The organism is Actinoplanes sp. NPDC020271 (genome assembly GCF_044388125.1).
Taxonomy (GTDB): domain Bacteria; phylum Actinomycetota; class Actinomycetes; order Mycobacteriales; family Micromonosporaceae; genus Actinoplanes.
This window is the reverse complement of sequence record NZ_JBIRWQ010000004.1, coordinates 428,712-451,742: the sequence shown is the minus strand read 5'-3', so window position 1 is coordinate 451,742 and position 23,031 is coordinate 428,712. Positions and strand designations below refer to the sequence as shown.

At 71.7% G+C, this 23,031-nt stretch carries 21 protein-coding genes; 15 read left to right on the top strand and 6 right to left on the bottom strand.

Going from position 1 to position 23,031, the window contains the following annotated elements; all coding sequences use genetic code 11:
* Window positions 1–3: 3 nt before the first annotated feature.
* The gene (locus ACH442_RS12265; protein WP_396338004.1) at window positions 4–1,329 is read right to left on the bottom strand and encodes a hypothetical protein; all 1,326 of its coding nucleotides are present in this window, start codon (window positions 1,327–1,329) and stop codon (window positions 4–6) included.
* A gap of 149 nt (window positions 1,330–1,478) precedes the next feature.
* Between ACH442_RS12265 and ACH442_RS12260 the strand changes: the two genes are divergently transcribed.
* The 13 genes from ACH442_RS12260 (at window position 1,479) to ACH442_RS12200 (ending at window position 15,226) form a co-directional block, all read left to right on the top strand.
* Window positions 1,479–3,020 (top strand): phage tail sheath family protein, encoded by a 1,542-nt coding sequence (locus ACH442_RS12260; RefSeq protein ID WP_396338003.1) that lies wholly within the window; start codon window positions 1,479–1,481, stop codon window positions 3,018–3,020.
* Window positions 3,021–3,038: 18 nt separating this feature from the next.
* On the top strand, window positions 3,039–3,479 hold the full coding sequence (locus ACH442_RS12255) for a phage tail protein (protein ID WP_203682602.1): 441 nt from the start codon (window positions 3,039–3,041) through the stop codon (window positions 3,477–3,479).
* Window positions 3,476–3,913, top strand: a complete 438-nt coding sequence (locus tag ACH442_RS12250; protein WP_396338002.1) for a hypothetical protein — start codon at window positions 3,476–3,478, stop codon at window positions 3,911–3,913. Before ACH442_RS12255 ends, ACH442_RS12250 begins: the two co-directional genes overlap by 4 nt.
* Window positions 3,910–4,068: a DUF6760 family protein gene (locus tag ACH442_RS12245; RefSeq protein WP_396338001.1), complete on the top strand. Its 159-nt coding sequence runs from the start codon at window positions 3,910–3,912 to the stop codon at window positions 4,066–4,068. The genes ACH442_RS12250 and ACH442_RS12245 overlap by 4 nt, the downstream gene beginning before the upstream one ends.
* Before the next feature lie 2,581 nt (window positions 4,069–6,649).
* A complete protein-coding gene (locus tag ACH442_RS12240; protein ID WP_396338000.1) occupies window positions 6,650–7,261 on the top strand; it encodes a hypothetical protein in 612 nt (203 codons plus the stop codon).
* Window positions 7,262–7,445: 184 nt separating this feature from the next.
* Window positions 7,446–7,871: a phage tail protein gene (locus ACH442_RS12235; protein WP_396337999.1), complete on the top strand. Its 426-nt coding sequence runs from the start codon at window positions 7,446–7,448 to the stop codon at window positions 7,869–7,871.
* Complete coding sequence (locus tag ACH442_RS12230) at window positions 7,871–8,566, top strand: LysM peptidoglycan-binding domain-containing protein (protein WP_396337998.1); 696 nt, start codon at window positions 7,871–7,873, stop codon at window positions 8,564–8,566. Before ACH442_RS12235 ends, ACH442_RS12230 begins: the two co-directional genes overlap by 1 nt.
* Window positions 8,567–8,569: 3 nt before the next feature.
* Window positions 8,570–10,318 carry a VgrG-related protein gene (locus ACH442_RS12225; RefSeq protein ID WP_396337997.1) on the top strand — a complete coding sequence of 583 codons (1,749 nt, stop codon included), beginning with the start codon at window positions 8,570–8,572 and terminating at the stop codon, window positions 10,316–10,318.
* A 15-nt stretch (window positions 10,319–10,333) separates the two neighbouring features.
* Window positions 10,334–10,678, top strand: a complete 345-nt coding sequence (locus ACH442_RS12220; RefSeq protein ID WP_396337996.1) for a PaaR repeat-containing protein — start codon at window positions 10,334–10,336, stop codon at window positions 10,676–10,678.
* A 46-nt stretch (window positions 10,679–10,724) separates the two neighbouring features.
* Window positions 10,725–11,147: a GPW/gp25 family protein gene (locus ACH442_RS12215; RefSeq protein WP_396337995.1), complete on the top strand. Its 423-nt coding sequence runs from the start codon at window positions 10,725–10,727 to the stop codon at window positions 11,145–11,147.
* Window positions 11,147–13,096 carry a putative baseplate assembly protein gene (locus tag ACH442_RS12210; protein ID WP_396337994.1) on the top strand — a complete coding sequence of 650 codons (1,950 nt, stop codon included), beginning with the start codon at window positions 11,147–11,149 and terminating at the stop codon, window positions 13,094–13,096. Before ACH442_RS12215 ends, ACH442_RS12210 begins: the two co-directional genes overlap by 1 nt.
* 73 nt (window positions 13,097–13,169) lie before the next feature.
* Complete coding sequence (locus ACH442_RS12205; RefSeq protein ID WP_396337993.1) at window positions 13,170–13,751, top strand: phage tail protein; 582 nt, start codon at window positions 13,170–13,172, stop codon at window positions 13,749–13,751.
* A gap of 605 nt (window positions 13,752–14,356) precedes the next feature.
* On the top strand, window positions 14,357–15,226 hold the full coding sequence (locus ACH442_RS12200) for an NADase-type glycan-binding domain-containing protein (protein ID WP_396337992.1): 870 nt from the start codon (window positions 14,357–14,359) through the stop codon (window positions 15,224–15,226).
* Here ACH442_RS12200 and ACH442_RS12195 read toward each other — a convergent pair.
* The 4 genes from ACH442_RS12195 to ACH442_RS12180 all read right to left on the bottom strand — a co-directional run bounded on the left by ACH442_RS12195 (window position 15,213) and on the right by ACH442_RS12180 (window position 19,727).
* Entirely contained in the window at window positions 15,213–15,944 is a 732-nt protein-coding gene (locus ACH442_RS12195; RefSeq protein ID WP_396337991.1) for a BTAD domain-containing putative transcriptional regulator, read from the bottom strand. The two genes, ACH442_RS12200 and ACH442_RS12195, sit on opposite strands and share 14 nt — an antisense overlap.
* Before the next feature lie 307 nt (window positions 15,945–16,251).
* Window positions 16,252–16,851: a DUF4157 domain-containing protein gene (locus ACH442_RS12190; RefSeq protein WP_396337990.1), complete on the bottom strand. Its 600-nt coding sequence runs from the start codon at window positions 16,849–16,851 to the stop codon at window positions 16,252–16,254.
* Between the two features lie 97 nt (window positions 16,852–16,948).
* Window positions 16,949–18,106 (bottom strand): FxsB family cyclophane-forming radical SAM/SPASM peptide maturase, encoded by a 1,158-nt coding sequence (locus ACH442_RS12185; RefSeq protein ID WP_396337989.1) that lies wholly within the window; start codon window positions 18,104–18,106, stop codon window positions 16,949–16,951.
* Window positions 18,107–18,161: 55 nt separating this feature from the next.
* On the bottom strand, window positions 18,162–19,727 hold the full coding sequence (locus tag ACH442_RS12180) for a 2-isopropylmalate synthase (protein WP_396337988.1): 1,566 nt from the start codon (window positions 19,725–19,727) through the stop codon (window positions 18,162–18,164).
* 181 nt (window positions 19,728–19,908) lie between these two features.
* Between ACH442_RS12180 and ACH442_RS12175 the strand changes: the two genes are divergently transcribed.
* The gene (locus tag ACH442_RS12175; protein ID WP_396337987.1) at window positions 19,909–20,730 is read left to right on the top strand and encodes a TrmH family RNA methyltransferase; all 822 of its coding nucleotides are present in this window, start codon (window positions 19,909–19,911) and stop codon (window positions 20,728–20,730) included.
* A gap of 86 nt (window positions 20,731–20,816) precedes the next feature.
* Here ACH442_RS12175 and ACH442_RS12170 read toward each other — a convergent pair whose 3' ends face one another.
* A complete protein-coding gene (locus tag ACH442_RS12170) occupies window positions 20,817–21,830 on the bottom strand; it encodes an alpha/beta fold hydrolase (RefSeq protein ID WP_396337986.1) in 1,014 nt (337 codons plus the stop codon).
* Between the two features lie 160 nt (window positions 21,831–21,990).
* Here ACH442_RS12170 and ACH442_RS12165 point away from each other — a divergent pair, with 160 nt between their 5' ends.
* Complete coding sequence (locus tag ACH442_RS12165) at window positions 21,991–23,013, top strand: LacI family DNA-binding transcriptional regulator (RefSeq protein WP_396337985.1); 1,023 nt, start codon at window positions 21,991–21,993, stop codon at window positions 23,011–23,013.
* The last annotated feature ends 18 nt before the right edge of the window (window positions 23,014–23,031 follow it).

Genomic DNA, 23,031 nt, shown 5'->3' with positions numbered 1-23,031 from the left:
CCGTCAGGAGGCGCGCTCGCGCTCGGTCGGCATCACGATCTGGATCCACGGGCTCATCAGCGTCGCCTTGTCCGCGCCGGCACTCTTCAGCCGGGCGTTCATCAGGCCCTCGGCCTCCGCCTGATCCTGGGTGCCGAGCGGCCAGAACTCCGCCGACGTACCGCTCCCGGCGAGAGCCCAGAACTGGTAGTGCGTGAGCGTCAGGTACACCCGCTTGGTCTGGTAGTCCAGCACGACCTTCGTGTTGTGCTCGCCGTTCGAGCCGGTCCCGGTGTACTCGGCCAGACCACGAGGGCCTTGCGCGGCGTTCTGCACGGACGAGCCGGCGCCGCTCTGCGACGCCCGTTCGTAGTGGTCGTGCAGCAACTGCCCGTGCTGCTCGACCTTGCCGGTGACCTGCGCCGGCGTGCCGCGCTCGATGCCGGTGCCGGGCAGCTTGCCGGCGTCGTCCTGGTGCCAGCTGCGCAGCGTGCCCGGGGCGGTCGGGCTCTTCACCCGCCGGTTCCGCTCGTCCGGGGTGCGTTCGTCGACCAGCGTGCCGCTCTCCAACTGGTACCGCACGTCGAAGAGCAGGTTGAGCATCGGCCGGGGCAGGACGCCCCGGGCCTCGTTCCAGGTCAGCTTCCGCACCGGTAGCTGACCGGCGCCGGCGGGCGTGCCCCGTGCGTCGTCGTCGAGTTTCAGGTTGCCGAGCTTCTTCCCGGACTTCGCCCACATCTCCGGATCATCGGCCCAGGTGGTCGACATCAGTTTCGTTCCGAGCCGCTGGTTCTTGGTGTTGTGGTCGTGGCCCGGCCGCGGGTGGACGTTGTAGCGGCTGTCCCGGTTCGGCTTGCCGCGCAGGATCCGGTTGACCACCGGCACCACGTCGGTCAGGAACGCCGCCTGGTTGCCGACCGGCCGGCCGTTCGGCAACGCCAGCACGGCGGTCAGGAGCGCGTCGACCTGTCCGGCCAGCGGCTCCAGCTCCGCGATGTCGGCCTCCTCGACCGCCTCGGCCTGCGCGGCCTGCACGCTGTCGACGATCGCCATCACGAGGTAGTCCAGCATCTGCTGCCGGTTCAATGCGGTCACGTCGGAAGCGCCGTACGCCGCGGCGTAACCGTCCGGGGTCACCTTGATGACATCCTGCAACAGGCCCTCGCGCCTCTGCGTCTCCTGGGGTGAGAGCGGGGCGCGCTGAAGGACCAGCCCGGCCGCGGCGTTGCCGATCGTGCGCTGCAGGAGATGCGCTCGCGCCGCATCCGGTGCAAGATGTGTCCGATTCGGACCGCGGTCGCGCCGGGCCGCCGCCGGATCAGCCTGCCTGACCACGTCTCGCTGGTGCATCCCGCCAGTCAACACGGTCGCGTGGCCCGCCCCCGGCAAGCGCTCGGGCACCCTTTCTGCCCTCCACGGCGCCCCCATGGACCTTGGCGCGACCTGATCGCCCGGCGAGGCTGGCATGGTCCACCATCTCGGGTTTGAAGGGGTTCCGCATGCCGACGTACCTGTCTCCCGGCGTCTACGTGGAGGAGGCGCCGAGCGGTTCGCGCCCCATCGAGGGTGTCGGCACCGCCGTGACGGCGTTCGTGGGGTTCGCCGAGAAGGGCCCGTTCCACGCGCCCACGCTCGTCACCAACTGGAGTCAGTACGTCGCGGTCTTCGGCGGCATGGTCGAGGGCACCTACCTGGCCAACTCGGTGTACGGCTACTTCGCGAACGGTGGCGGCGTCGCCTACGTCGTCCGCGTCGGCGCCCCGGCCACCGGCAACGCCTCGTCGAACGGTCAGAAGTCGCTGCCCAACGGCTCGCCCGCGCAGGTCGGCACGTTCCGCGCGGCCGCGCTGCCCGGTGGGGGTGACGTCACCGTGGAGATCGCCGACCCCGAGGGGGAGAGCACCGGCGACGACCAGTTCCGCCTGATCGTGCACCAGAACGGTCAGCAGGCCGAGGTGTTCCAGGGCTCGTTCCGCCGCCGCGGCGACAACAACGTGGTCACCCAGGTCCGCGAGCACTCCAAGCTGATCGTGCTGGAGGAGGCGGCCGCCGCGAACGCGCTGGCCCGCCCGGCGAACCAGACCGTCACGCTGCCGGCCCCCGCCCCGGGCGCCGACGTGGTGCCGTCCGCCGTCTCGGTCGACGAGTTCGCCGGTGACCTCGACACCCGCACCGGGCTGGGTGGTCTCGAGGCGATCGACGAGATCACGATGGTTGTGGCACCCGACCTGATGGCGGCGTACCAGCAGGGGTCTCTCAGCCTCGAAGAGGTGAAGGCCGCGCAGCTCGCGCTGATCTCGCACTGCGAGCAGATGGGTGACCGGCTGGCCATCCTGGACACTCCGCCCGGTCTCAGCGCCCAGCAGGTGCGCGTCTGGCGGCAGGAGACCGCGGGCTACGACTCGAAGTTCGCGGCGCTCTACTACCCGTGGGTCAAGGTCTTCGACCCGGCCGGCGGCCGCAACGTGATGATGCCGCCGAGCGGCCACGTCGCCGGCCTCTGGTCGCGCACCGACAACGAGCGCGGCGTGCACAAGGCGCCCGCCAACGAGGTGCTGCGCGGCGTCGTCGACCTGCAGAACAACATCACCAAGGGCGAGCAGGACCTGCTCAACCCGATCGGCGTGAACTGCATCCGGTCGTTCCCGGGCCGCGGCGTGCGGGTCTGGGGCGCCCGCACCCTCTCGTCCGACCCGGCCTGGCGCTACATCAACGTGCGCCGCCTCTTCAACTACATCGAGGAATCGATCCTGCTGGGCACCCAGTGGATCGTCTTCGAGCCGAACGACCAGCGGCTCTGGGGCACCATCCGGCGCAACATCACCGCGTTCCTGACCGAGGAATGGCGGCGCGGCGCGCTGTTCGGGGCAACCGCCGCCGAGTCGTTCTACGTCAAGTGCGACAGCGAGACGAACCCGCCCGAGGTCATCGACCGCGGTCAGGTGGTCTGCGAGATCGGCCTGTGCCCGGTCAAGCCGGCCGAGTTCGTGGTCTTCCGCCTCTCGCAGTTCTCCGACAGCACCAGCCTGGTCAACGAGTAGTAGAGGAAGGCGACGAAAATGGCCGGTGGCGACACCCTCATCGTCCACAGCTTCTCCGTGGAGCTCGGTGGAATCCAGGTCGAATACGTGCAGGAGGTCAGCGGGCTGACCTTCGAGCTCGACGCGATCGAGGTCCAGCAGGTGACCCCGACCGGCGAGCTGGTCATCCGCAAGATCCCGGGCGCGCGCAAGGGCGGCGAGTGCACCATCACCCGCGGTCTCGACAAGAGCAGCGCGTTCACCGACTGGATCAAGAAGACGTTCCTGAACGGCGCGGTCGACGACGCCCGCAAGCACATCAGCATCATCATCAACGACTCGCAGCGCCAGGAAGGCCGGCGTTTCGAGCTGACCAACGCGTGGGTCAACAAGTGGGAGGGTCCGAGCCTCAAGGCCGGTGACTCCACCGCCGCGACCGAGAAGGTCACCGTGGTCTACGAGGACATCAGCACGTCATGAGGCGGCGCAACGGGGATCTCGATCTCGACACCGTGGTGGCGCCGGTCGCGCCGCCGCCCCCGCGGTTGCAGACCGAATTCACGTTCCAACTGCCGCGGGGGTACGTCGACGAGGACGGGCAGGTGCACCGGGACGGCTCGATGCGCCTGGCCACCGCGCGGGACGAACTCGCGCCGCTGATCGACGTGCGGGTCAAGCAGAACCCGGCGTACCTGTCGGTGGTCCTGCTCAGCCTCGTCGTGACCCGGATCGGCACGATCACCACGATCCGCACCGAGACGATCGAGCGACTGTTCGCCTCCGACCTGGCGTTCCTGCAGGACCTGTACCGCCGGATCAACGCGGAAGGTCACACGCTCGCCGAGGTGACCTGCCCGAACTGTGACACGTCGTTCGACGTCGACCTGGCCGGCAGCCGCCTGGGGGAATCGTGACGTACGGGACCGACCGGCTCCACGAGGAGGTCGCGTACGTCGCCTACCACTTCCACTGGCCGCGCACCGAGATCCTCGGCCTGACCCACGCCGAGCGCGCCCGCCACGTCGAGGAGATAGCGCGCATCAACACCAGGATGAACGAGGTTCGGTAACACCATGGCGGTATGGGACAGGCTGCGGCGCCGCGGTTCACGGGCCGTGCCCCCGGAGCCTGCACCCGTCGCCCCGGCGGCCTCCGACCCGGGCTGGTCCTCGCTGCCCCCGTTGCGCCCCGCGGCCTCCGGCGGCGTCGACCTGCTCAGCGACGGCGCCCGTTTCGTCGCATCACTGACAACCCAGCAGAACCCCTCGTTCGGTACGGCCATAGCACCGTCCCGTGACGCCGCCGCGCCCCCGGGCATCGTCCGCGACCTGCTCCGTCCCGCCGGAGCCCCGCGAACCCGTCCCCACCCCACCCCGCTCGTCCACCGCGCCGAGACGTCCTCGATCCCGTCCGACGACGTGCCGTCGATCCCGCCCAGCGCAACCTCGTCCAGCGGGAGTCCTCTCAGCGCGACCCGGCCCGGCCCGGCCTCGTCGAGCGCAACCCGGTCCAGCGCTACCCCGCCCAGCGCGACCTCGCCCAGCGTGGCCGGGTCCAGCGCTACCCCGCCTGGCGCGACCTCGTCCAGCGCGACGTTGCCTGGAGTGCTGCCGTCCGGCGCGACTCGGTCCGGCGGGGCTCCCCCTGGCGTGGCCCCATCTGACGCGACTCGGTCCAGCGGCACGCCGGCATCTTCGACCGCGTCCGGTGGCGCCGCGTCTTCGCTGGTCAAGGCCTCGTCCTCCGGTGGGGCGCGGGCCGTCGTGCCGGCGCGTTCCCCCGCTCGCAGTCGCTCCCTGGTGTCCGGGCGGCCGGTCGAACCCGCGCGGCGCCTGCCCGTCCGCCCCCGCCCGCCGCGGGCCACGTCGCCGACCCTGCCGGTCGCGCGCCAGGTGGACCCGAGCGCGGACACCGACTCTGCGGACCCGGCCCAGCACACCACTGGTTCGAATCGGACAGGTGACCCGCAGGCCCCGGCAGTACGAGCCGCTGTAGAAAAGGCACCGGACCAGCGTGCTCCTGGCAAGCCGCCGGTCCAGCCGGCCGCGCCTGTCGAGAGGCCGTCTGTCCCGCGCGCCGCCGAGAATCCGCTGCTGCAGGCTGCTGCTCCTGTCGTGGAGCCATCGGTTCCGCGCGCGGTCGGGATGCCGCCGGTGCAGCGTGCCGCGCCCGCCGAGGAGTCGCCGGTTCAGCGCGCTGCCGACAGGCCGCTTGTTCGGGGTGCTGCCGACAGGTCGCCCGTTCAGGGTGCTGCCGACAAGCCATCGGTCCGGCGTGGGGCGGACGGACCGCTGGTTCAGCGTGCTGCGGGCGCTCCTCCGGTCCGGAGGCCCCGCCCTCTCGGCCTTGGTGAACCGATGGAGGGTGCCCCGGCCACGGCCCGTTTCGGCCCCGCCGATCCGTCCGGCACTCCACGCCGCCCGTCGTCCGCCCGATCAGGCCCTACCTCTCCGGTGGTGGCTCAACCCGCCCCGGGCGAGTCCACCGCTTCCAGCGGTGCCCCGGCGTCGCGCTCCCGTGCCGTCTCGGTGAACCCGTCCGGGACTCCTGCGGCTACTCCACCGGTGGTGACTGCCCGCCCGATCCAGCGCGATCCGTTGCTGGGCGCGGATGACGCGACTCCACCGTCCTCATCGAACCGGCCTGCCAGCCGCGTGACCCCTCCAGCGCAGCCTGCAGACCTTGCCATCCCGGTCGTCGGCTCGTCACCGGCCACAACCTCGTCACCGGCTACAACCTCGTCGCCGGCCACAACCTCGTCAGGAGTCACGGGCTCGTCGCCGGCCACGGGGCCGTCACCGGCCACCGGGCCGTCATCAACCGCCGGCCCGCGGCCAGGCGCCGGCTCGGCGCCGGGCGACAGCGTCCGGCCTCCGGTCGTGCGGCCGAAGCCCGCCGTCGATCCGGGAACTGCGCGCCGGGCTGGTCTCGGCGCTCCGCTGTCGAAGCCGCCGTCGTCGATTTCTTCCACGCCGCCGGCCGCTCCCGGGAAGAGCCGCCCGGGTGCAGCACCCGTGCAGCGTGCGGTCACGCCTACCCTTCCGGCGTCCCCGGCTCCGCGTGCCGTCAGCCCGGCTGAGCCGCCATTGCCGACACCGGCCGATGCGACCGGGCCGGTCGTCTCCAACAGTTCGGCCAACCCGAATCCGGGCAGTTCAGCAACCGCCGGGGCGGCCGCTCCGCTCGCCAGGCGGGCTGCCGGGGACGCTGCTCCGGACACGGCTCACGAATCGGCGCGGCGTCCGGTGGTCCAACTGTCGCGGCCGTCCTTGCCGGCTGAGCAGATGCCGGAAGTCCACAGCGGCCCGGCGTCGAGGGGCGGGCCGAACGCGCCGTCTGCCCCGGGGCTCATCCAGCGGTCCACGCCCGATGACCAGCCGCCTCGGGCCCGCGCCGCAACGGGCGAGCCCCCGGTGCTGCGACAGGTCGTGCCGATCCGGCCGGCCGCGCCGCGCCCTGCCGATTCCATGTTGCGGGCCGATGCGGCGTCTCGGGCTGACTCACTGATCCGAGCTGGTTCGGCGTCTCGGGCTGATTCAGCCTCTCGGGCTGGTGCTGTGGTTCGGGCTGATTCGACGTCTCGGGCCGGCGCGGCGCTTCGGGCGGAACCGGGTAACCGGGGTGGGGGAGGACGGCCGCTCGGTCAGACCGTGCAGCGTGCGGTTCTTCCGGTGGGGCCGGGTTCACCGGCGACCGGAGCCGGGGCGGCGCCGAGCGCCGGGCGCGGTATTTCCGACGTACCAAAATTGGGTTTTTCGGTTCTGCCGAAGTGGCGGCCGCAGCGGGAAGACCAGCTGGACCACCGCGACAGCGTGCCGCAGGCGTCGGCCGAGCGTCCGTTAGTGATCAGCCCGCCGCAGGCGCCGGTGACTCAGCGTGCTGCCCGGTCGGCGCCCGCGGGTCCGCCGCCGGTGGTTCAGCGTGCCCCGGCGCCCCAGCCGAAGCCGAGAGCGACCTCGGCGTCGTCGCCGGCGCAGCGCTCGTCCCCGCCGCAGCCTGCGGGCAGGTCCAAGCCGGCTGCGCCCGCCGCGACGCCGCCGCCAGATCTGGATGCCCTGTTCAAGCGCCTGGAACCGCGGCACGTCGATGCGATCCTGAGCCGTTTCGACGACAAGCAGCTGACCAAGCTCGTCCGCTTGCTGCGGCGGGAGCAGCTCGACGAGTTGGCGCATCGCCTGACCGATCCGGTTCAGCGTTTGCTGCGGGCCGAGATGCGCACCAGCCGTGAGCGGTCGGCGCGATTGCGGGACGGCTGGCGATGACGACACAGGCGGGCACCGAAACAGCGGGCACCGGAACAGCGGGCACCGGAACAGCGGGCACCGGAACAGCGGGCACCGGAACAGCGGCCACCGGAACAGCGGCCACCGAAACAGCGGGCACCGAAAGGGCAGCCATCGGGCGGGCTATGACGAAGCGGGCGACCAAGGTGAGAGCGGGAATGGGATGAGCGGGGATCCGGGTACCAGCGTCCACTTCCGGCTGCGCATCGACAGCATCGACCTCGGTGACTGGAACACCTGCGAGGGCCTGGGCATTCAGGTCGAGCTGGAGGAGCACCAGGAGGGCGGTAACAACGATTTCGTGTGGCAGCTGCCGTCGCGGCTGGTCTACACGAACGTGACGCTGACCCGGCCGCTGACCGCTGACACCGCGAAGGTCTTCCGCTACCTCTCGAAGCTGCCGCAGCGGGTGCGCCGCGGCTCGGCGGAGATCGCCGCGCTGCGGCCGGACCGGTCGATGCTGGTCCAGTGGGGCCTCGCCGACGTGGTGCTGGTGCGCTGGTCAGGGCCGAGTTTCGACCCGAGCCGGTCGGAGGTCGCGTCGGAGAGCATCGAGCTGGCCTATCACGGCTTCACCGAGGTGGGCTGATGGCGCGGACCGGGAAGGTGGCCGCCGGCCTCCAGCTGTTCCAGCCCCCGCCGGCCGGTGGCGATCAGCCGGGTGGGCCGCTCGGTGGACCGATCACGTTCATGTTCAACCCGAACGAGCTGGCGCTCTCCAAATCGGCGAACTGGATTCCGCACGTGGCGCGGGCCGCGGAGGACGTCGGCGTGGCCGAGTTCAGCGGTTCCGGGCCGCGGACGCTGAGCCTGACGATCTTCCTGGACGCCACCGAGAAGCACGACCGGTCCGTGCAGGAGCGGGTCGAGAAGCTGCTGACCTGCTGTGTTCCGACGAAGGCGAGCATCGCGGCGAAGGCGCCGTCCCCGCCGTGGGTCAAGTTCACCTGGGGGCAGTTCCAGACGGTTTCGTTCTATTCGTATGTCAGCCAGATCGACGCCAATTACAAGCTCTTCGACCCGGACGGTACGCCGTTGCGCGCCACCTGCACGCTCACGCTGACCGAGATCAGCGGCTCGACGCCGGGGCAGAACCCGACGTCGGGGGCGCTCACCGCGCAGCGGGTGCATCGGCTGGTGGCCGGGGACACGCTGGAGATGCTGGCCTATCGGGAGTACGGCGATCCGACGATCTGGCGGGTGATCGCCGAGGCGAACGAGATCGACGACCCGACGCGGTTGCGTCCCGGGCGGCAGTTGCTGCTCCCGGCCGTGGAGGGCTGACGCGTGGGCGCCGGCACCGATCACGTCAACAACCTGCAGCTGGGCCTGCCCGGTCAGGTGCGCCGCAAGTGGGAGCGGCGGCTGGTCTCGGCCACCGTCGAGGACAGCAGCAACCTGGCGGCCGTCGCCGAGCTGCGGTTCCGGGACGAGCACGGGGTGTTCTACTCCGAGAACAGCGTGGAGATCGGGACGAAGGTGACCCTGCGGGTCCGCCGCGGGCGTACGGCCTCGGTCCTGCTCTTCAAGGGTGAGGTCGTGACCCTGGAGTCGCAGCACGACGGGCACGGGACGTTCTCGGTGATCCGCGCGCTCGACCTGTCGCACCGGTTGATGCGCGGCCAGCGGGTGCGCAGCTTCGTCAAGCAGACCCCGTCGGTGATCGCGCGCCGGCTGGCCGGTGCCGCGGGCCTGCCGATCGGCAAGGTCGACTCCTTCACCCGCACCTACGACATGATCACCCAGCCGAACGTGAGCGACTGGGAGTTCCTGAAGATGCTCGCGGTCGACAACGAGGCCGAGGTCGCGGTGATCGACGGCAAGTTCTACTTCCGGACGAGCGAGCGCGCGTCGACCGCGCCGGGCACGGGGCTGACCGCCGAGCAGAGTCCGAAAGTGATCGAGGCCGGCAACAACGTGCTCTCGGTGCGTTCGACGGTCACGTCGGTCGGGCAGATCCCGTCGGTGACCGTGCGCGGCTGGGACCCGGCCCGCAAGAAGTCGATCAAGACGGAGCTGCCGGTCACCACCTCCACCGAGCTGGACATCAAGACCACGCCGGGCAAGGCGATCCAGCCGTTCGGCCGCGGTGGCGCCGGGCTGAACGTGACCGACGTGCCGTACGAGACCGAGGCCGAGACCCGGGTGGTCGCCCGAGCGGTGGCGGCCGACGTCACCGCCGCGCTCGCCGAGGTCGAGGTCGGGGTGCGCGGCCGGCCCGAGCTGCGCGCCGGGGTGCCGATGACGTTGAAGAAGATCGGCACCGAGTTCGACGGCAAGTACACGATCACTGCCAGCCGGCACGTCTTCGCGCCCGGCTCGGTCTACGAGACCTGGGTGACGGTCAGCGGCCGCCAGGACCGGTCGGTGTTCGGCCTGGCCGGGGGCTCGGCCGCGCCCGCTCGCCCGGTGCGCGTGCCGGGGATGGCGATCGGCATCGTCACCGACACCAAGGCCACTGCCAAGGACCGGAACCAGGGCTGGGTGCGCCTGCGTTTCCCCTGGCTGACCGACGACACGGAATACCAGACCGATTGGGTCCGGACGGTCCAGCTCGGCGGTGTCGGCGGCGGCGGCGTGTTCAGCCCGGACATCAACGACGAGGTGCTCGTGGGTTTCGAGCAGGGGCTGCTGGACCGGCCGTACGTCATCGGCGGTCTTTACAACGGCAAGGACAGCCCCTCGCCGCACCAGTCGGACCTGATCGACGGCACCACCGGCAAGGTCAACCGGCGCTCCCTGGCCAACCGGGCCGGCGACCGGATGGAACTGCTCGACTCGCGGCTGAACCCTCGGGGGATCCGGCTGGCCACCGCGAAGGACAAGCTGGTCGTCTTCCTCGACCGCGGCAACAAGAAGATCGTGGTGCACGCCGACGGCAAGATCGAGATCGATGCGACAGGTTCCGTCGAGGTACGTGGTAACGGCATCACCCTCGACGCCGGGCGCGGCGACCTGACTCTCAAGGGCCGGCGCGTCGAGGTGGCCGGCGCCCTCGAAGCGGACATCCACGCGCCCATCGTGAAGCTGAACTGACGAGGAGCAGCACCCATGCCGCATCTGCCCGCCGCCCGGCTCGGCGACCCGATCAGTGACCTCGCCGCCCCGATGGTGCCCGGCCCGCCCACCGGGGTTCTCGGCATGCCCGGAGTGCCGCCGCTGGCCGGTGTGCCGACCGTGCTGATCGCCGGCAAGCCGGCCGCCGTGGTCGGCACCGCCGGCGTCTGCACCCCGCACTACGAACTGCTGGTCACGAACGTGGTCCGTCCGCCCGCACCGCCTCGCGTCGGTGGTCAGGTGCTGATCGGCGGTTTCCCCGCGGCCCGGCAGTTCGACCAGCTCGTCTGCAACGCCCGGATCGTGGCCGGTGCCCCGACCGTCCTGATCGGAGGCTGATCGTGCCGGAACAGCTCATCGCCCGGACAGTGATCGGAGGCTGATCGTGGCGGAACAGTTCATCGGCAACGGCTGGGCCTTCCCGCTGCGTGTCGACGCGACCGGCGGGATCGCCCTGGTCAGCCGCGAGCGGGAGATCGCCGAGGCGATCCGGCTGATCCTCGCGACCGCGCCCGGCGAACGCCCGATGCGGCCCGAGTTCGGCTGCGGCGTGCACGACTACGTCTTCGCCCCGGCCGACGAGAACACGGCCGGGCGGATCGCCTTCGAGGTGCGCCGCGCGCTGGACCGCTGGGAGCCGCGGATCGACGTCGCCGACGTGCTGGTCGGCTTCGACGACGAGGACGCCGGCGTGCTCTACATCGACGTGCGCTACACGATCCGCGGCACCAACGACCCCCGCAACCTGGTCTTCCCGTTCTATGTCATCCCGTCGCACGACGACCCGGCCGAAGAGAGCGCCGCCTGATGCCGCTGCCCGCACCGAACCTGGACGACCGGCGCTTCCAGCAGCTCGTCGACGAGGCCAAGAGATTCATCCAGCAGCGCGCCCCGGAGTGGAGCGACCACAACGTCTCCGACCCGGGCGTGACGCTGATCGAGGCGTTCGCGCACATGGTCGACCAGCTGCTCTACCGGCTGAACCGGGTGCCGGACAAGAACTACCTGGCGTTCCTCGACCTGATCGGGGTGCGGCTGTTCCCGCCGGCCGCGGCCCGCGGCGGGATCACGTTCTGGCTCTCCGGCCCGCAGGAGCAGCTGGTCGTGATCCCGGCCGGTGCCGAGGTCGCCACCGAACGCACCACCACCGAGGAAGCGGTCGTCTTCACCACCGCGACCGACCTGGCCATCGTGCCGAGCCGGCTGACCCGGCTGCGCCGCCACCCGGCCGCGGGTCCCCCGGTCGACCTGCTCGACGGCGTCACCGACGGCCGCGACATGCCGGTCTTCCAGACGACCCCGACGGCCGGGGACAGCCTGCTCGTCGGGCTCTCCGCGGCGGTGCCGTCCTGCGCGGTGCTGCTCGAACTGGACAGCCGGGTCGAAGGTGTCGGCGTCGACCCGCGGCAGCCGCCGATCGTCTGGGAGGCGTGGACCGGGGACGACTGGACGGCCTGCGAGGTCGACCGGGACGAGACCGGCGGGCTCAACCGGCCGGGCGACGTGATCCTGCACGTGCCGGCCGGGCACACGCCGTCGGTGCAGGCCGGGCAGTCCGCGGCCTGGCTGCGCTGCCGGCTCGTCGAACCGGAACCGGGCCAGCCGTTCTACGCCCAGTCGCCGACCGTGCGCGCGGTCGCGGTCTCGACGATCGGCGGGACGGTCGCGGCCGTGCACGCCGAGACGATCATCGACGAGATGCTCGGCGACTCCGAGGGTGTTCCGGGGCAACGGTTCCTGGTGGCGCGCCCGCCGATCGTCGCGGACGGCGAGCCGATCGTGGTGGAGACCTCCGACGGCGACGCGTGGACACACTGGACCGAGGTGGACAGCTTCGCCGGCTCGGAGCCGTTCGACCGGCACGTGACCGTGGACCGGACCAGCGGCGAGATCGGCTTCGGCCCGGCCGTCCGGCAGGCCGACGGGACGTTACGGCAGTTCGGCGCGGTGCCGACCGTCGGCGCCCGGATCCGGATCCGGAAATACCGCACGGGCGGGGGCCGGCCGGGCAACGTGGCCCGGCGCGCGCTGACCGTGCTCAGAACCTCGATTCCCTACGTCAGTACGGTCGAGAACCGCGGCCCGGCCCTCGGCGGCGTCGACGGCGAGACCGTGGGTGAGGCCCGGATGCGCGGCCCGGTGCAGCTGCGGGCGCAGGACCGTGCCGTGACCGCCGCCGACTACGAGCTGCTCGCCCGGCAGGCGGCACCGGCCGCGGCCCGGGTCCGCTGCCTGCCCGCCGGGGACGGCAGCGACGCCGGGGGAGTGCGACTCCTGGTCGTGCCGGCCGCTGTGCCGGACGAGACCGGACGGCTCCCGTTCGAGGACCTGGTGCCCGACGACACCATGCTGGCCACCATCGCGGCCGACCTCGACGCGCGACGGCCGATCGGGGCCCGGCTTGTCGTCGAGCCGCCGTTCTACCAGGGCGTCACCGTGGTGGCGCGGCTCCGGCCGCGGGCCGACATCTCCGCGGTACGTCTTCGCGCGCTCGCCGAGGAGGCCCTCTACCAGTATCTCGACCCGATCAACGGCGGGCCGGACGGGCAGGGGTGGCCGTTCGGGCGGCCGGTGCATTCCGGCGAGGTGTTCGGGGTGCTGCAGCGGTTGCCGGGCGTCGAGGTCGTCGAAGAGGTGCGGATGTTCCCGGCCGACCCGCTGACCGGGCGGCGCGGTGACGAGGTGACCCGGATCGAACTGGACCGGCACGCGCTCGTCTTCTCCCACCGGCACCAGATCCGCGTGGAGGAGCGATGAGCGAGCTCGCGAGCGAATCAGTAGGCACAGTGTTCAACTCATCGTGGCGCCGGAGCGCAGCGGAGGTGACTCGATGAGCGACCTCGGCAGCGATTCCGTCGGCTGGCGGGCGCCGAACCCGGGGCAACGGGCGGCGATTCCTGGACTGCCGTCGCCGGATCCGCTGGGGCGGCGACTTCCGGCGGTCTACGCGGGGGACGATCTCGCGCAGCGGCTCACCGGTGGATTCGACCAGGTACTGGCGCCGGTGCACGCGACGCTGGACAACCTGTGGGCGTACCTGACGCCGTCGCTCGCGCCGGACGACTTCGTGACCTGGCTCGGCGGGTGGGTCGGGGCCACAGTCCGGCCCGATCAGCCCGCTGACCAGCGGCGGGCCGCGGTCGTCAACGCGGTCGGGACCCACCGGCTGCGCGGGACCGCGGCCGGGTTGCGGGCCGAGATCCGTGATTTGTTCGGCGTGGAGGCCGAGGTCGTCGAGAGCGGCGGGACGTCCTGGTCGGCGACCCCCGGGTCGGCGCTGCCGGGCAGCCAGCAGCCGGATCTGCTCGTCCGCGTCCGGGTGCCGGAGCCACTCGCCGCCCGCCTGCGCGAATTCGTCGAAGCCAATCGGCCGGCCCACGTGCCGTGCCGGGTCGAGGTGCTGCCGGAATGACTCTCTGCGACAACTGTGGCTCCCCGGTGACTCCGGGTGACGCCTTCTGCGGTGTTTGCGGCGCGTTCCTGGACTGGTCCGCCGGTCCGAAGACGATCGCCGGCCCGGAGCCCGCTGCACCGTCGCCGGCCCCCGCGCCTGCGACCGTCGCCCCGTCACCGGCGGCCGCCACCTCACCGGCCGCCACCTCACCGGCCGCCACCTCACCGGCCGCCACCTCACCGGCCGCCAACTCACCGGCCGCCATCTCACCGGCTGCCCGGTCTGCGGTGTCCGAGCCCGCGGCACCCGCGCCGTCCGCAGCCGTCGAGGCTCCCGAGGCCGGCAGTTCCTCCCCGACCGTCGCCGCTCCCGACAGTGCGGCTTCTCCCCGTGCCGGCGCGGCGCCTGTCGCCACGACCGATCCCGAGCCGCCTTCCGCGTCCCCGGAGGTCGGCAGGCCGCCTTCCGCGTCTTCGGGGGGTGTCGAGCCGCCTTCCGCGTCTTCGGGGGCCGTCGAGCCGCCTTTCGGGTCGCCGGAGGTTGCCGAGTCAGAGCCTGGCACGCCCTCGACCGGCGACAAAATGGACGAAAGCCCTGAAGCGCCACGGGTCGAGGCGCCGCCTGTGCGGAACCGGGCGGCGGCGCTCATCGTGCCCGTGGCCGAGGCCACCGACCGCCCCGTGGTCACCCCCGTCGTCGTACCGGAAAAGGTCGGGGGTGTTGATCAACCGGGAGCCGTGCAGCCGGGCCGACCGGTCGCGCCCCGTCCGATCCTCCGCGAGTTCACCGACGTTCCGGACACCACCGGCGAGATGGCCTGCCCGAACTGCGGCACCCTCAACCCGGCGGACCGCGCGTTCTGCCGCAAGTGCGGGCGTTCCCTGCGCGCCGACCAGGCCGCCGAGAAGTCCCGCCGCCGCTGGCGTCTCTCCTGGCCGAAGGGGCGTGGCCGGCTCCGCCGCCTGCTGGCGATCCTGGCGATTCTGTTGCTGGTGGCGGCGCTCGTCTGGGCCGGCGTGACTTACGGCCCGCGTGCGGTCGACGCCGTCCGTGACCGGCTGGCCACGCCCGAGTTGATCACTCCGAGCCGGGTGACCGCGTCGAGTTCGGCCAAGGGTCACGATGCGTCCCTGGTCAGCGACGGTCTCAACAACCGTTTCTGGGAGCCGGGCCGCGAGAGCCAGCCGTGGGTCGAGTTGACGTTCGGCAAGCCGATCCGGGTGCTCAGTGTGATCGTGACCGGCGGCGTCTCCCCGGAGCAACAGGAGTATGCCCGGCAGGGGCGACCCTCGGACGTACGCCTGGAGATGTGGACACCCGACGGAACCGTGACCGAGAAGGATCTGCACCTGGTCGATCACGCCGGCGCGCAGACGTTCGATCTGGCGGTGGGCGACGTGTCGCGGATGCGGCTGACCGTCGTGTCCGGTTACGGCCTGACCGCGGGCAAGGTGCCGGCGATCGCGGAGGTCGAGGTGTTCAGGCGACCCTGAGGGCGGCGCCGGGCGAGGTGCCGGGTGAGACGCCGAGCGTGCGCAGGACCGATTCGTACTGCCGGCGGGTGCGTTCCGCCGCGGCCCGGTCGCCGCCGCGGATCTGGGCCGCGATCAGCAGCCGCCACCCGGCGTCGTGGTGGTCGTCGAGGTCCAGTGCCCGCCGCGCGGCCCGGGCCGCCGCCACCGGGCGCCCGGCTTCGAGTTCGAGCTCGGCCAGCATCGCGGCAGCGTCGGCGGCCTGTGTCCGATAGCGCTCACGTTCGGGGACGACCCAGTCGGCCGGCCCGTCCTCCGGGAGCAGATCGCCGGTGTAGCACTGCAGCGCGACCTGGAATGCCCGGATCGCCTCGGTGCGGTCCATGGTCCGGCGCCCGGCCCGGTACGCCTCGGCGAACGTCGTCACGTCTGACTGCGCCCCGGTGACCAGCCGGTACGTCGGTCCGTCGCGCACGATGTAGCGCGAGGCGCCGCGTTTGACGCCGGGTTCGAGGAACGTCCGCAGCGTCGACACCGCGACGTGCAGGCTGTTGACCGCGGTGCCGGTGGTCATCTCCGGCCAGAGCGCGTCGATGATCTGCTCGCGGTGCACCGGCCCGGCCGCCGCGGCCAGGTATCGCAGCAGGGTGCGGCTGCGGGGCCGGATGGCGCCGAGGTCGAGCTCCCGCCCGTCGTCCTCGACCCGGAAGCCGCCGAAGCAGAACCAGCGCAGCGTCATGATGTCCCCTCCCGGTGTACCTCGACCGTCCGGGCAATGCGGATCAACCTGGTTGGACCGACAGTTTGGCCGATCGGGCTGTGGTTCCGGAACTCGCGGGTAACGACGCCCAGGCATCGGTTCGGGAACATCGCAGTGTCGGTGATCTTGTGAAAGATGGCGATTCGGCCCGCGGCCTGCGGTGATCGGCGACTGATAAGAAACTGTTTTAATTCGACGCAGAGCCGTGCAAGCCCATATTCATGTCGCTCGAATCACATAAATCCGGCCGTGCCGGACGTCTCACTATTGAACAGTTGCGCAGGCCTTATTCGTGGAGCTCCGGCAACCCGGGGCCGACGACCGCGCTGGCGCCACCGGCCGCGATCCGGCGCGCGTTCGCCTCGGCCTCGCGTTCCCCGGCCCCGCCGGGGTCGGTCACGTTCACCCCGCCGACCGCGGAACCAGCCGTGGTGATCGGCTTGACGACGTGTGTCAGCTCGTGGATCCGCGTTTCCCGGGACTGGCCGCCGGCACCGTACACGATGGAGTTACCGATCGTGAACGCCTTGGCGTCGACGGCCGCGGCGGCCCGCTCGGCGACCGGTCCGCGGAACTCCCGGACTCCGGAGAGATCCGACTGGAACGTCGACTCCATCTCCCGCTGGAACGGGGTCTCCAGGGGGCGCCCGCTGCCTCGCAGGGCCGCTTCCACCAGGGAATTCGCCCCGTCGCCGCCGCCGTGCCCGCAGCCGTCACCGCACCCGGCGTCGTGGCTGCGCGCGGCCAGCAGATCGCCGACGGCCCGATTGCCGGCCAGGCGCTGCAGCGTCGGGAGATCCATGGCGCCGGCCACGGGTGGTCGGGCCGCGGTGACGTCCCGCCGGATCGCCGCACGCTTCTCGACCGGCTCCCGGTGACTGCCCACGACGCCTCCTCCACACCCGACTGATCCCCCGCCCGACGTTAACGCGGATCCTGGGCCCGGGAGGGGCTTGGTTCCCGTACGGGCAAATGATCTGCCCTTAAGAACTGTGGAGATCCGCGCTGATCCGGCGGCGGACGTGCCGGATCAGGTCGGCAAGGTCGGCGCAGTAGACGGAAGGGTTGCGGAAACCGGCGGGGGAACGGTAGCGGTGCGCGTAGTGGCCGCCGCCGCAGACCCGGTGCAGCGGGCAGGCGCGGCAGGTGTCGCAGAGCGCGTCGGCGCCGATCTGCCGGGCCACCACGCCCGGATGGCCGAGGACCGCGTCGAACTCGTCGCCGGCGACGTTGCGGCCGGTGGCGCACGCCCCGGGGTAGGCCGACTTCAGCGAGTCGACCAGTTCGATCGCGCCGTCGCTCTCCACCACGACCACCGCGACCGGGCTCAGCCCGACCTGCTCGGACCGGCCCGGGCCGCCCAGGAGCAGCGTCATCACGTCCTCGAAGAGGCGGATCGAGGTCTCCTGGCGGGGCGCGTCGTACCAGCGGTCGAAGACCCTGATCAGCCACGGCGCGCAGCCCGCGGCCGGGGGAGCGTCCCAGTTCGCGTGCGGCAGCAGCAGGTCGATCGCGGGCGGACGGTAGCGCAGCAGCGCCTCGTAGCAGGCGATCGGATCCGAGGCCGGGTCGATCGTGCAGAGCAGCCCGGCGAAGAGGTCCGCCGGCAGCAGCCCCAGCCCGCGGTCCACGTCCGCGGCGCTGCCCCGCCCGTCGTGCCGGCGTCGCCGCCGGTCGTTGGCGGGTGCCGGACCGTCGAGGCTGACACCCACCCGGACGTCGTGCTTCCGGAACACCGCGACGATCTCCTCGTCGAGCAGCGTCGCGTTCGTCTGGATCAGCACCTCCAGGCGCCGCCCGGCCGGGAACGCCGCCCGGAAGTCGCCGATCAGCTCGTCCAGCCGCGCCGCGCCGGCCAGCAGCGGTTCCCCGCCGTGCAGCACCAGCCGCATCCCGGCCAGGTCGTGCGCGTCGGCGTGCGTAGCGGTCCGCCGGGCGGCCAGCCGCCACGTCTCCCGGTCCATGACCACCGGACGATCACGCCAGGACTGGTCGGCCATCGTGTAGACGTAGCAGTAGTCGCAGGCCAGGTTGCAGCGCTGATGCACCTTCAGCACCACGTCGCGGAACGGCGTGGGCCGCCAGCCGTCCCGGATGAGCGCGCCGATGTCCAGCGCCGTGTCCGGCCAGGCGCCGCTCATCCGTTCCTCCCGCCGCTCAGCGTCCGGCCGCCATGCTAGGTCGCGGGAGCCTCGCTCAACGAACCGCGGCGCTCGTCACCGCGGCCTCCCGTGCGGCGGGCGCGGTGGCGGCGACCCCGGCACCCCAGCGCTCGTCCGTGCCGATCCGGCATCGGACGTACGTGATCAGCCCGTCCCGCCACGGATGCGTCACCTCCTCGATCACCTCGACCCCGTCCAGGTTCACTGAGAACCCGGGCGTGACCAGGTACTCCTCCCGGAACAGGGCCAGCAGCCGGTCGGGACTCAGCTCCCCGCCGCCGGCCCGGTTCTCGCTCGCCGCCTGGGCCAGCGCGCCCACCTCGGCCCGCAACCCGGCCGGCAGGTCCAGCCCGTGCTCGGTGCGCAGCAGGTACGCCACGCCGCCCTTCCCGGACTGGCTGTTCACCCGGATCACGGCCTCGTAACTGCGTCCCACGTCGGCCGGGTCCACCGGCAGGTAAGGCACCTCCCACGGCGCCTCGGCAGGTTCGACGCCCAGCTCGGCGGCGCGCTTGGCGTGGAAGATCATGCCCTTGTCGATGGCGTCCTGATGGGTTCCCGAGAACGCGGTGTAGACCAGGTCACCGGCGTACGGGTGGCGGTCGGGCACCGGCAGCCGGTTGTAGAACTCGACGGTCCGCCGCACCTCGTCGATGTCGGAGAAGTCCAGTTTCGGGTCGATGCCACCGGCGTACAGGTTCATCGCCAGCGTGACCAGGTCGACGTTGCCGGTGCGCTCGCCGTTGCCGAACAGGCAGCCCTCGACGCGTTGCGCGCCGGCCAGCACGGCCAGTTCCGCGCAGGCCACGCCGGTGCCACGGTCGTTGTGCGGATGCACGGAGAGGATCACGTCGTCGCGGCGGTCCAGGTGGCGGCTCATCCACTCGATCTGATCGGCGTACACGTTGGGGGTGGCGATCTCGACCGTGGCCGGCAGGTTGTGGATCACGGGACGGTCCGGGGTGGCGTCCCAGCGGGCGGTGACCGCGTTGCAGACCTCCAGGACGTACTCCGGCTCGGTCAGGTTGAAGACCTCGGGACTGAACTCGAATCGGGTGTACGTGTCCCGCAGCCGATCAGTCTCGGACAGGATCACGTCGGCGGCGGCCAGGATCTTCTGTTTCAGCTCCCGCCGTGAGGCGTGCAGGACCACGTCCCGCCAGGTCGGCGCGGTCGCCGTGTACATGTGCACGACCGCTCTTCTCAACCCGTCGACCGATGCGACGGTACGGCGGATCAGGTCGTCCCGGGCCGCGGTGAAGACCACCACCGTCACGTCGTCGGGTACCAGATCCTCGCGGTCGGCCAGTAACCGGACGAAGTCGTGGTCCAGGCCGCTCGCCGAGGGATAGCCGACCTCGATCTCCTTGAACCCCATCGCGACCATCAGCCGGAACGCGCGCAGTTTGCGCTCGGCGTCCATCGGCTCGGCCAGCGCCTGGTTGCCGTCGCGCAGGTCGACCGGCACCCACAGCGGCGCCGCGGTCTGCCGTCGGGTGGGCCAGGTGCGGTCGGTGATCGGGACGTCCACCCGCTCGTGCGCGGCACGGTAGCGGTGGAACGGCATCGGGCTGGGCTGCTGAGGATTCCAATTGATCATGATGGGGCTCCGTTTCTTGCCGGAAGGAGAAACGACCGGCAAGCACGAACAGCCCCCACGGCGGGGAGCCGGTCGGATCAGGCCCCGCCGTGGCGGCTGAGGAGCAGCGCCACGAAACGCGTCACGGCCGGGACGATACCCGACGCCGACAGGCCGTCCAGGGACTGCTTGGATAGTGGGAATGTCCAGGACCTTGCGGATCAGCAGCCGGAACGCGACCTTCCAGCAGTGGCAGGCGCTGCTGACCAACCGCACCAAGCGGCACCGGGCCGGCGAGTTCCTGGTCCAGGGCGTCCGCCCGATCACGCTCGCCCTGGACCACGGCTGGCCGATCCACGCGATCCTGCTCGACGACACCCGCCGGCTCTCCCAGTGGAGCCGGGACGTGCTCGAACAGACCCCGGGGGTGTCCCGGTTCGCGGTCGACGCCGACCTCATGCACGAGCTCGGCGGCAAGGACGAGGAATCCCCCGAGCTGCTCGCCGTGGTCGGCATGCCGGCCGACGACCTGTCCCGGATCGAGGCCGGGCCGGGCATGCTGACGCTCGTCTTCGACCGGCCGAGCACCCCGGCCAACATCGGTGCGCTGATCCGATCGGCCGACGCGTTCGGCGCTTCCGGGCTGATCATCACCGGTCACGCCGCCGACCCGTACGACCCGAAGGCCGTCCGGGCCAGCACCGGCTCGCTCTTCGCCGTGCCGGTCGTCCAGGTGTCGAGCCACCGGGAGGTGGTCGACGACGTGATCGCGCTGCGCCGCAACGGTCTGCCGGTGGAGATCCTCGGCAGCGACGAGGCCGGCGACGTGGACCTCGCCGACCACGACCTGACCGGTCCGAAAGTGATCGCGATCGGCAACGAGACGCGCGGCCTGAGCAGCGCCTGGCGGGAGGCGTGCGACCACGTCCTGCGTATCCCGATGACCGGCGCTGCCAGCTCCCTCAACGCCGCCGCGGCCGGCACCGTCGTCCTCTACGAGGCGGCCCGCCAGCGCCGCGCCTAGGCCTTCCCGCCGAGCGCCTCCGGAGTTGTCATGTCCCGACTCTGTGCTGGTCACAGCCGGTCGGGGAGAACGGCTGGGCAGGACGGCTAGGCCGTGGCGGTGACCTGATCCCGGCCGGCGCTGATCCGGGCGATGGCCCGCAGCGTCGACGTGCCCGGGAGGAAGTAACCGTCGTGGCCGGTCACGTCCGCGGCCGGCAGCGGCAGCGCCCCGAACGCCGCGTCGATCGGCAGCCGCCCGTGACCGAGACCGAACACCCGGATCGACGGCAGCCTGCGGGTCCAGTCGTCGGGCGCGCTGCCGGCCCAGACCCGGGCCCCGGTGTGCAGATCGGCGGCCGACGAGACGCCCATCCCCGGGCTGCCGATCGCCACGATGTCGGTGACCTGCGCCGGAAGGTGCGCCGCGGCCCACCCGGCGACGATCGAGCCGTAACTGTGCCCGACCACGGTGATCCGCTGGCCGGGGTGGGTGGCGACCAGGCCGTCCACGAAGCGTTCCAGGGCCAGCGCGCCACTGGCGGCCCGGTCCTCGCGGAGGGCGGCACGACGTACCCCCTCGGGCGGGTCGTAGCCCAGCCACGCGATCACCGCGACACCGTCACCGGCGCCGGCCTGCTGGAACAGCTGCCTCGCCTGCCAGGACGGGGCGCGCCGCTCGACTCCGCCCAGACCCGTGTCGAAATCGGTCAGCGTGTTGTCCACGCCCGGGATCACGATCACCACCCGATCGGCCGTTTCGAGGTCACCGAGCACCTCCACGATGCGCCCGTCGCCACGCCGGTCAAGAGCCAGGATCTGCCTTCCCGCGTACGTCGTCGCGCCGTTGGCCGCATACCGAAGCGCCACCGGAGCCCCGTCCAGGTTGCCCACCACCTGCGGATACTCGGTTGCCAGGGCGGTGGCGGCACCGGGCGCGAGCCCCGCGAAGAACGCCGCGACCGCGGCCGGCGTGGCCGTCGCCGGATCCGGCAGGTGCCGTGCGTCGGCCCGCCACGCCTGCACGCCCGGCAGCTGATCGGCGACCGCCTCGGTGGGCCCGAGCAGCCACGCCGCGGGCACCACCAGCAGCACCAAGGCCACGATCCACAAGCGATTCATCACGTCCCCCTCGCACGCCGTTCTGGCGATGTGCGGTGAAGGTAGGAGCGCGCGATGGTCGTGAACGTCAGTCCGTGGCGGGAACTCGGCCGTAGTACCTGGGTGCTACGGCATCGCCCTGCGGTAGGGTACGCAAAGACCCTGGTCTATGCTTCGCTGCGTGAAACAGGGCGATGAAACAAGAGTGACCGTGCGCGACCTCGCCGCACACACCGGCCTCTCCATCGCCACTGTCTCCCGGGTCCTCAACGATCGGGCCAACGTCGCACCGGCCACCCGCGACCGGGTTCTGCGCGCCATGGGCAGCCTCGGCGAGCGGGCCCCGCGCCGTCGCGGCGGGCGGGTCCAGGGCGCCGGCGTCTTCGTCCGCTGTCCGTACGTGCTGACCGACTACTTCGGGTTGATCGTCTCCGCGGTCGCCGAGGCCCTCGAACCGCACGGCCTGCACGTGATCCTGAACGCCGGCACCGCCGCGCAGCAGACCCGCGTCCTGCCCACCCTGCCGGAGCGGCGCGACGTGGCCGGCGCGGTGCTGATCCTGCCGCCGGAACCGGGCGCCGACCTCACCCGCCTGCGCGACCGCGGCTTCCCGTTCGTGCTGGTCGATCCGCGGATCTCCCCGCCCCGGGACGTGGCCGCGGTCTCCGCCGCGCACTTCGCCGGCGCCCGCGCGCTGACCTCGCACCTGATCGAACTGGGTCACCGGCGGATCGGCATCATCGGTGGCCCGCGCGACTGGCTGGCCAGTGACAACCGCTTCCACGGCTACCTCGCGCCGCTCGCCGACGCCGGTGTGCTCGCCGGGCCGGAACTCACCCGGTTCGTCGCGGAGCCGAACACCGAGCTGGGCTATCGGGCCGCCGCCGACCTGCTCGACCTGCCGGATCGGCCGACCGCGCTGCTCGCGTTCAACGACAAAATGGCGGTCGGGGCCTTGCGCGCGGCCTCTGAGCGGGGCCTCAAGGTGCCTCGGGACCTGTCAGTGGCCGGCTTCGACGACATCGATCTGGGCTCGGCGTGCGACCCCCGGCTGACCACGGTCCGGCAGCCCCTCGGCGAGATGGGGCGGATGGCGGTTCACCTGCTGCTGCGGATGCTCGGCGGGCACCGGCTGGACGCGCTGCACATCGAGCTGGGCACGGAGCTCGTGGTGCGGGACTCGACCGGGCCCGCCCCGGATTGACGTGTTTCACGGTTCCGG

Coding starts and splice junctions, on each gene's coding strand:
- ACH442_RS12265 (WP_396338004.1), bottom strand. CDS start 1,329: ATGCACCAGCGAGACGTGGTCAGGCAGGCTGATCCGGCGGCGGCCCGG.
- ACH442_RS12260 (WP_396338003.1), top strand. CDS start 1,479: ATGCCGACGTACCTGTCTCCCGGCGTCTACGTGGAGGAGGCGCCGAGC.
- ACH442_RS12255 (WP_203682602.1), top strand. CDS start 3,039: ATGGCCGGTGGCGACACCCTCATCGTCCACAGCTTCTCCGTGGAGCTC.
- ACH442_RS12250 (WP_396338002.1), top strand. CDS start 3,476: ATGAGGCGGCGCAACGGGGATCTCGATCTCGACACCGTGGTGGCGCCG.
- ACH442_RS12235 (WP_396337999.1), top strand. CDS start 7,446: ATGAGCGGGGATCCGGGTACCAGCGTCCACTTCCGGCTGCGCATCGAC.
- ACH442_RS12230 (WP_396337998.1), top strand. CDS start 7,871: ATGGCGCGGACCGGGAAGGTGGCCGCCGGCCTCCAGCTGTTCCAGCCC.
- ACH442_RS12220 (WP_396337996.1), top strand. CDS start 10,334: ATGCCGCATCTGCCCGCCGCCCGGCTCGGCGACCCGATCAGTGACCTC.
- ACH442_RS12210 (WP_396337994.1), top strand. CDS start 11,147: ATGCCGCTGCCCGCACCGAACCTGGACGACCGGCGCTTCCAGCAGCTC.
- ACH442_RS12205 (WP_396337993.1), top strand. CDS start 13,170: ATGAGCGACCTCGGCAGCGATTCCGTCGGCTGGCGGGCGCCGAACCCG.
- ACH442_RS12195 (WP_396337991.1), bottom strand. CDS start 15,944: ATGACGCTGCGCTGGTTCTGCTTCGGCGGCTTCCGGGTCGAGGACGAC.
- ACH442_RS12185 (WP_396337989.1), bottom strand. CDS start 18,106: ATGAGCGGCGCCTGGCCGGACACGGCGCTGGACATCGGCGCGCTCATC.
- ACH442_RS12180 (WP_396337988.1), bottom strand. CDS start 19,727: ATGATCAATTGGAATCCTCAGCAGCCCAGCCCGATGCCGTTCCACCGC.
- ACH442_RS12175 (WP_396337987.1), top strand. CDS start 19,909: ATGTCCAGGACCTTGCGGATCAGCAGCCGGAACGCGACCTTCCAGCAG.
- ACH442_RS12170 (WP_396337986.1), bottom strand. CDS start 21,830: ATGAATCGCTTGTGGATCGTGGCCTTGGTGCTGCTGGTGGTGCCCGCG.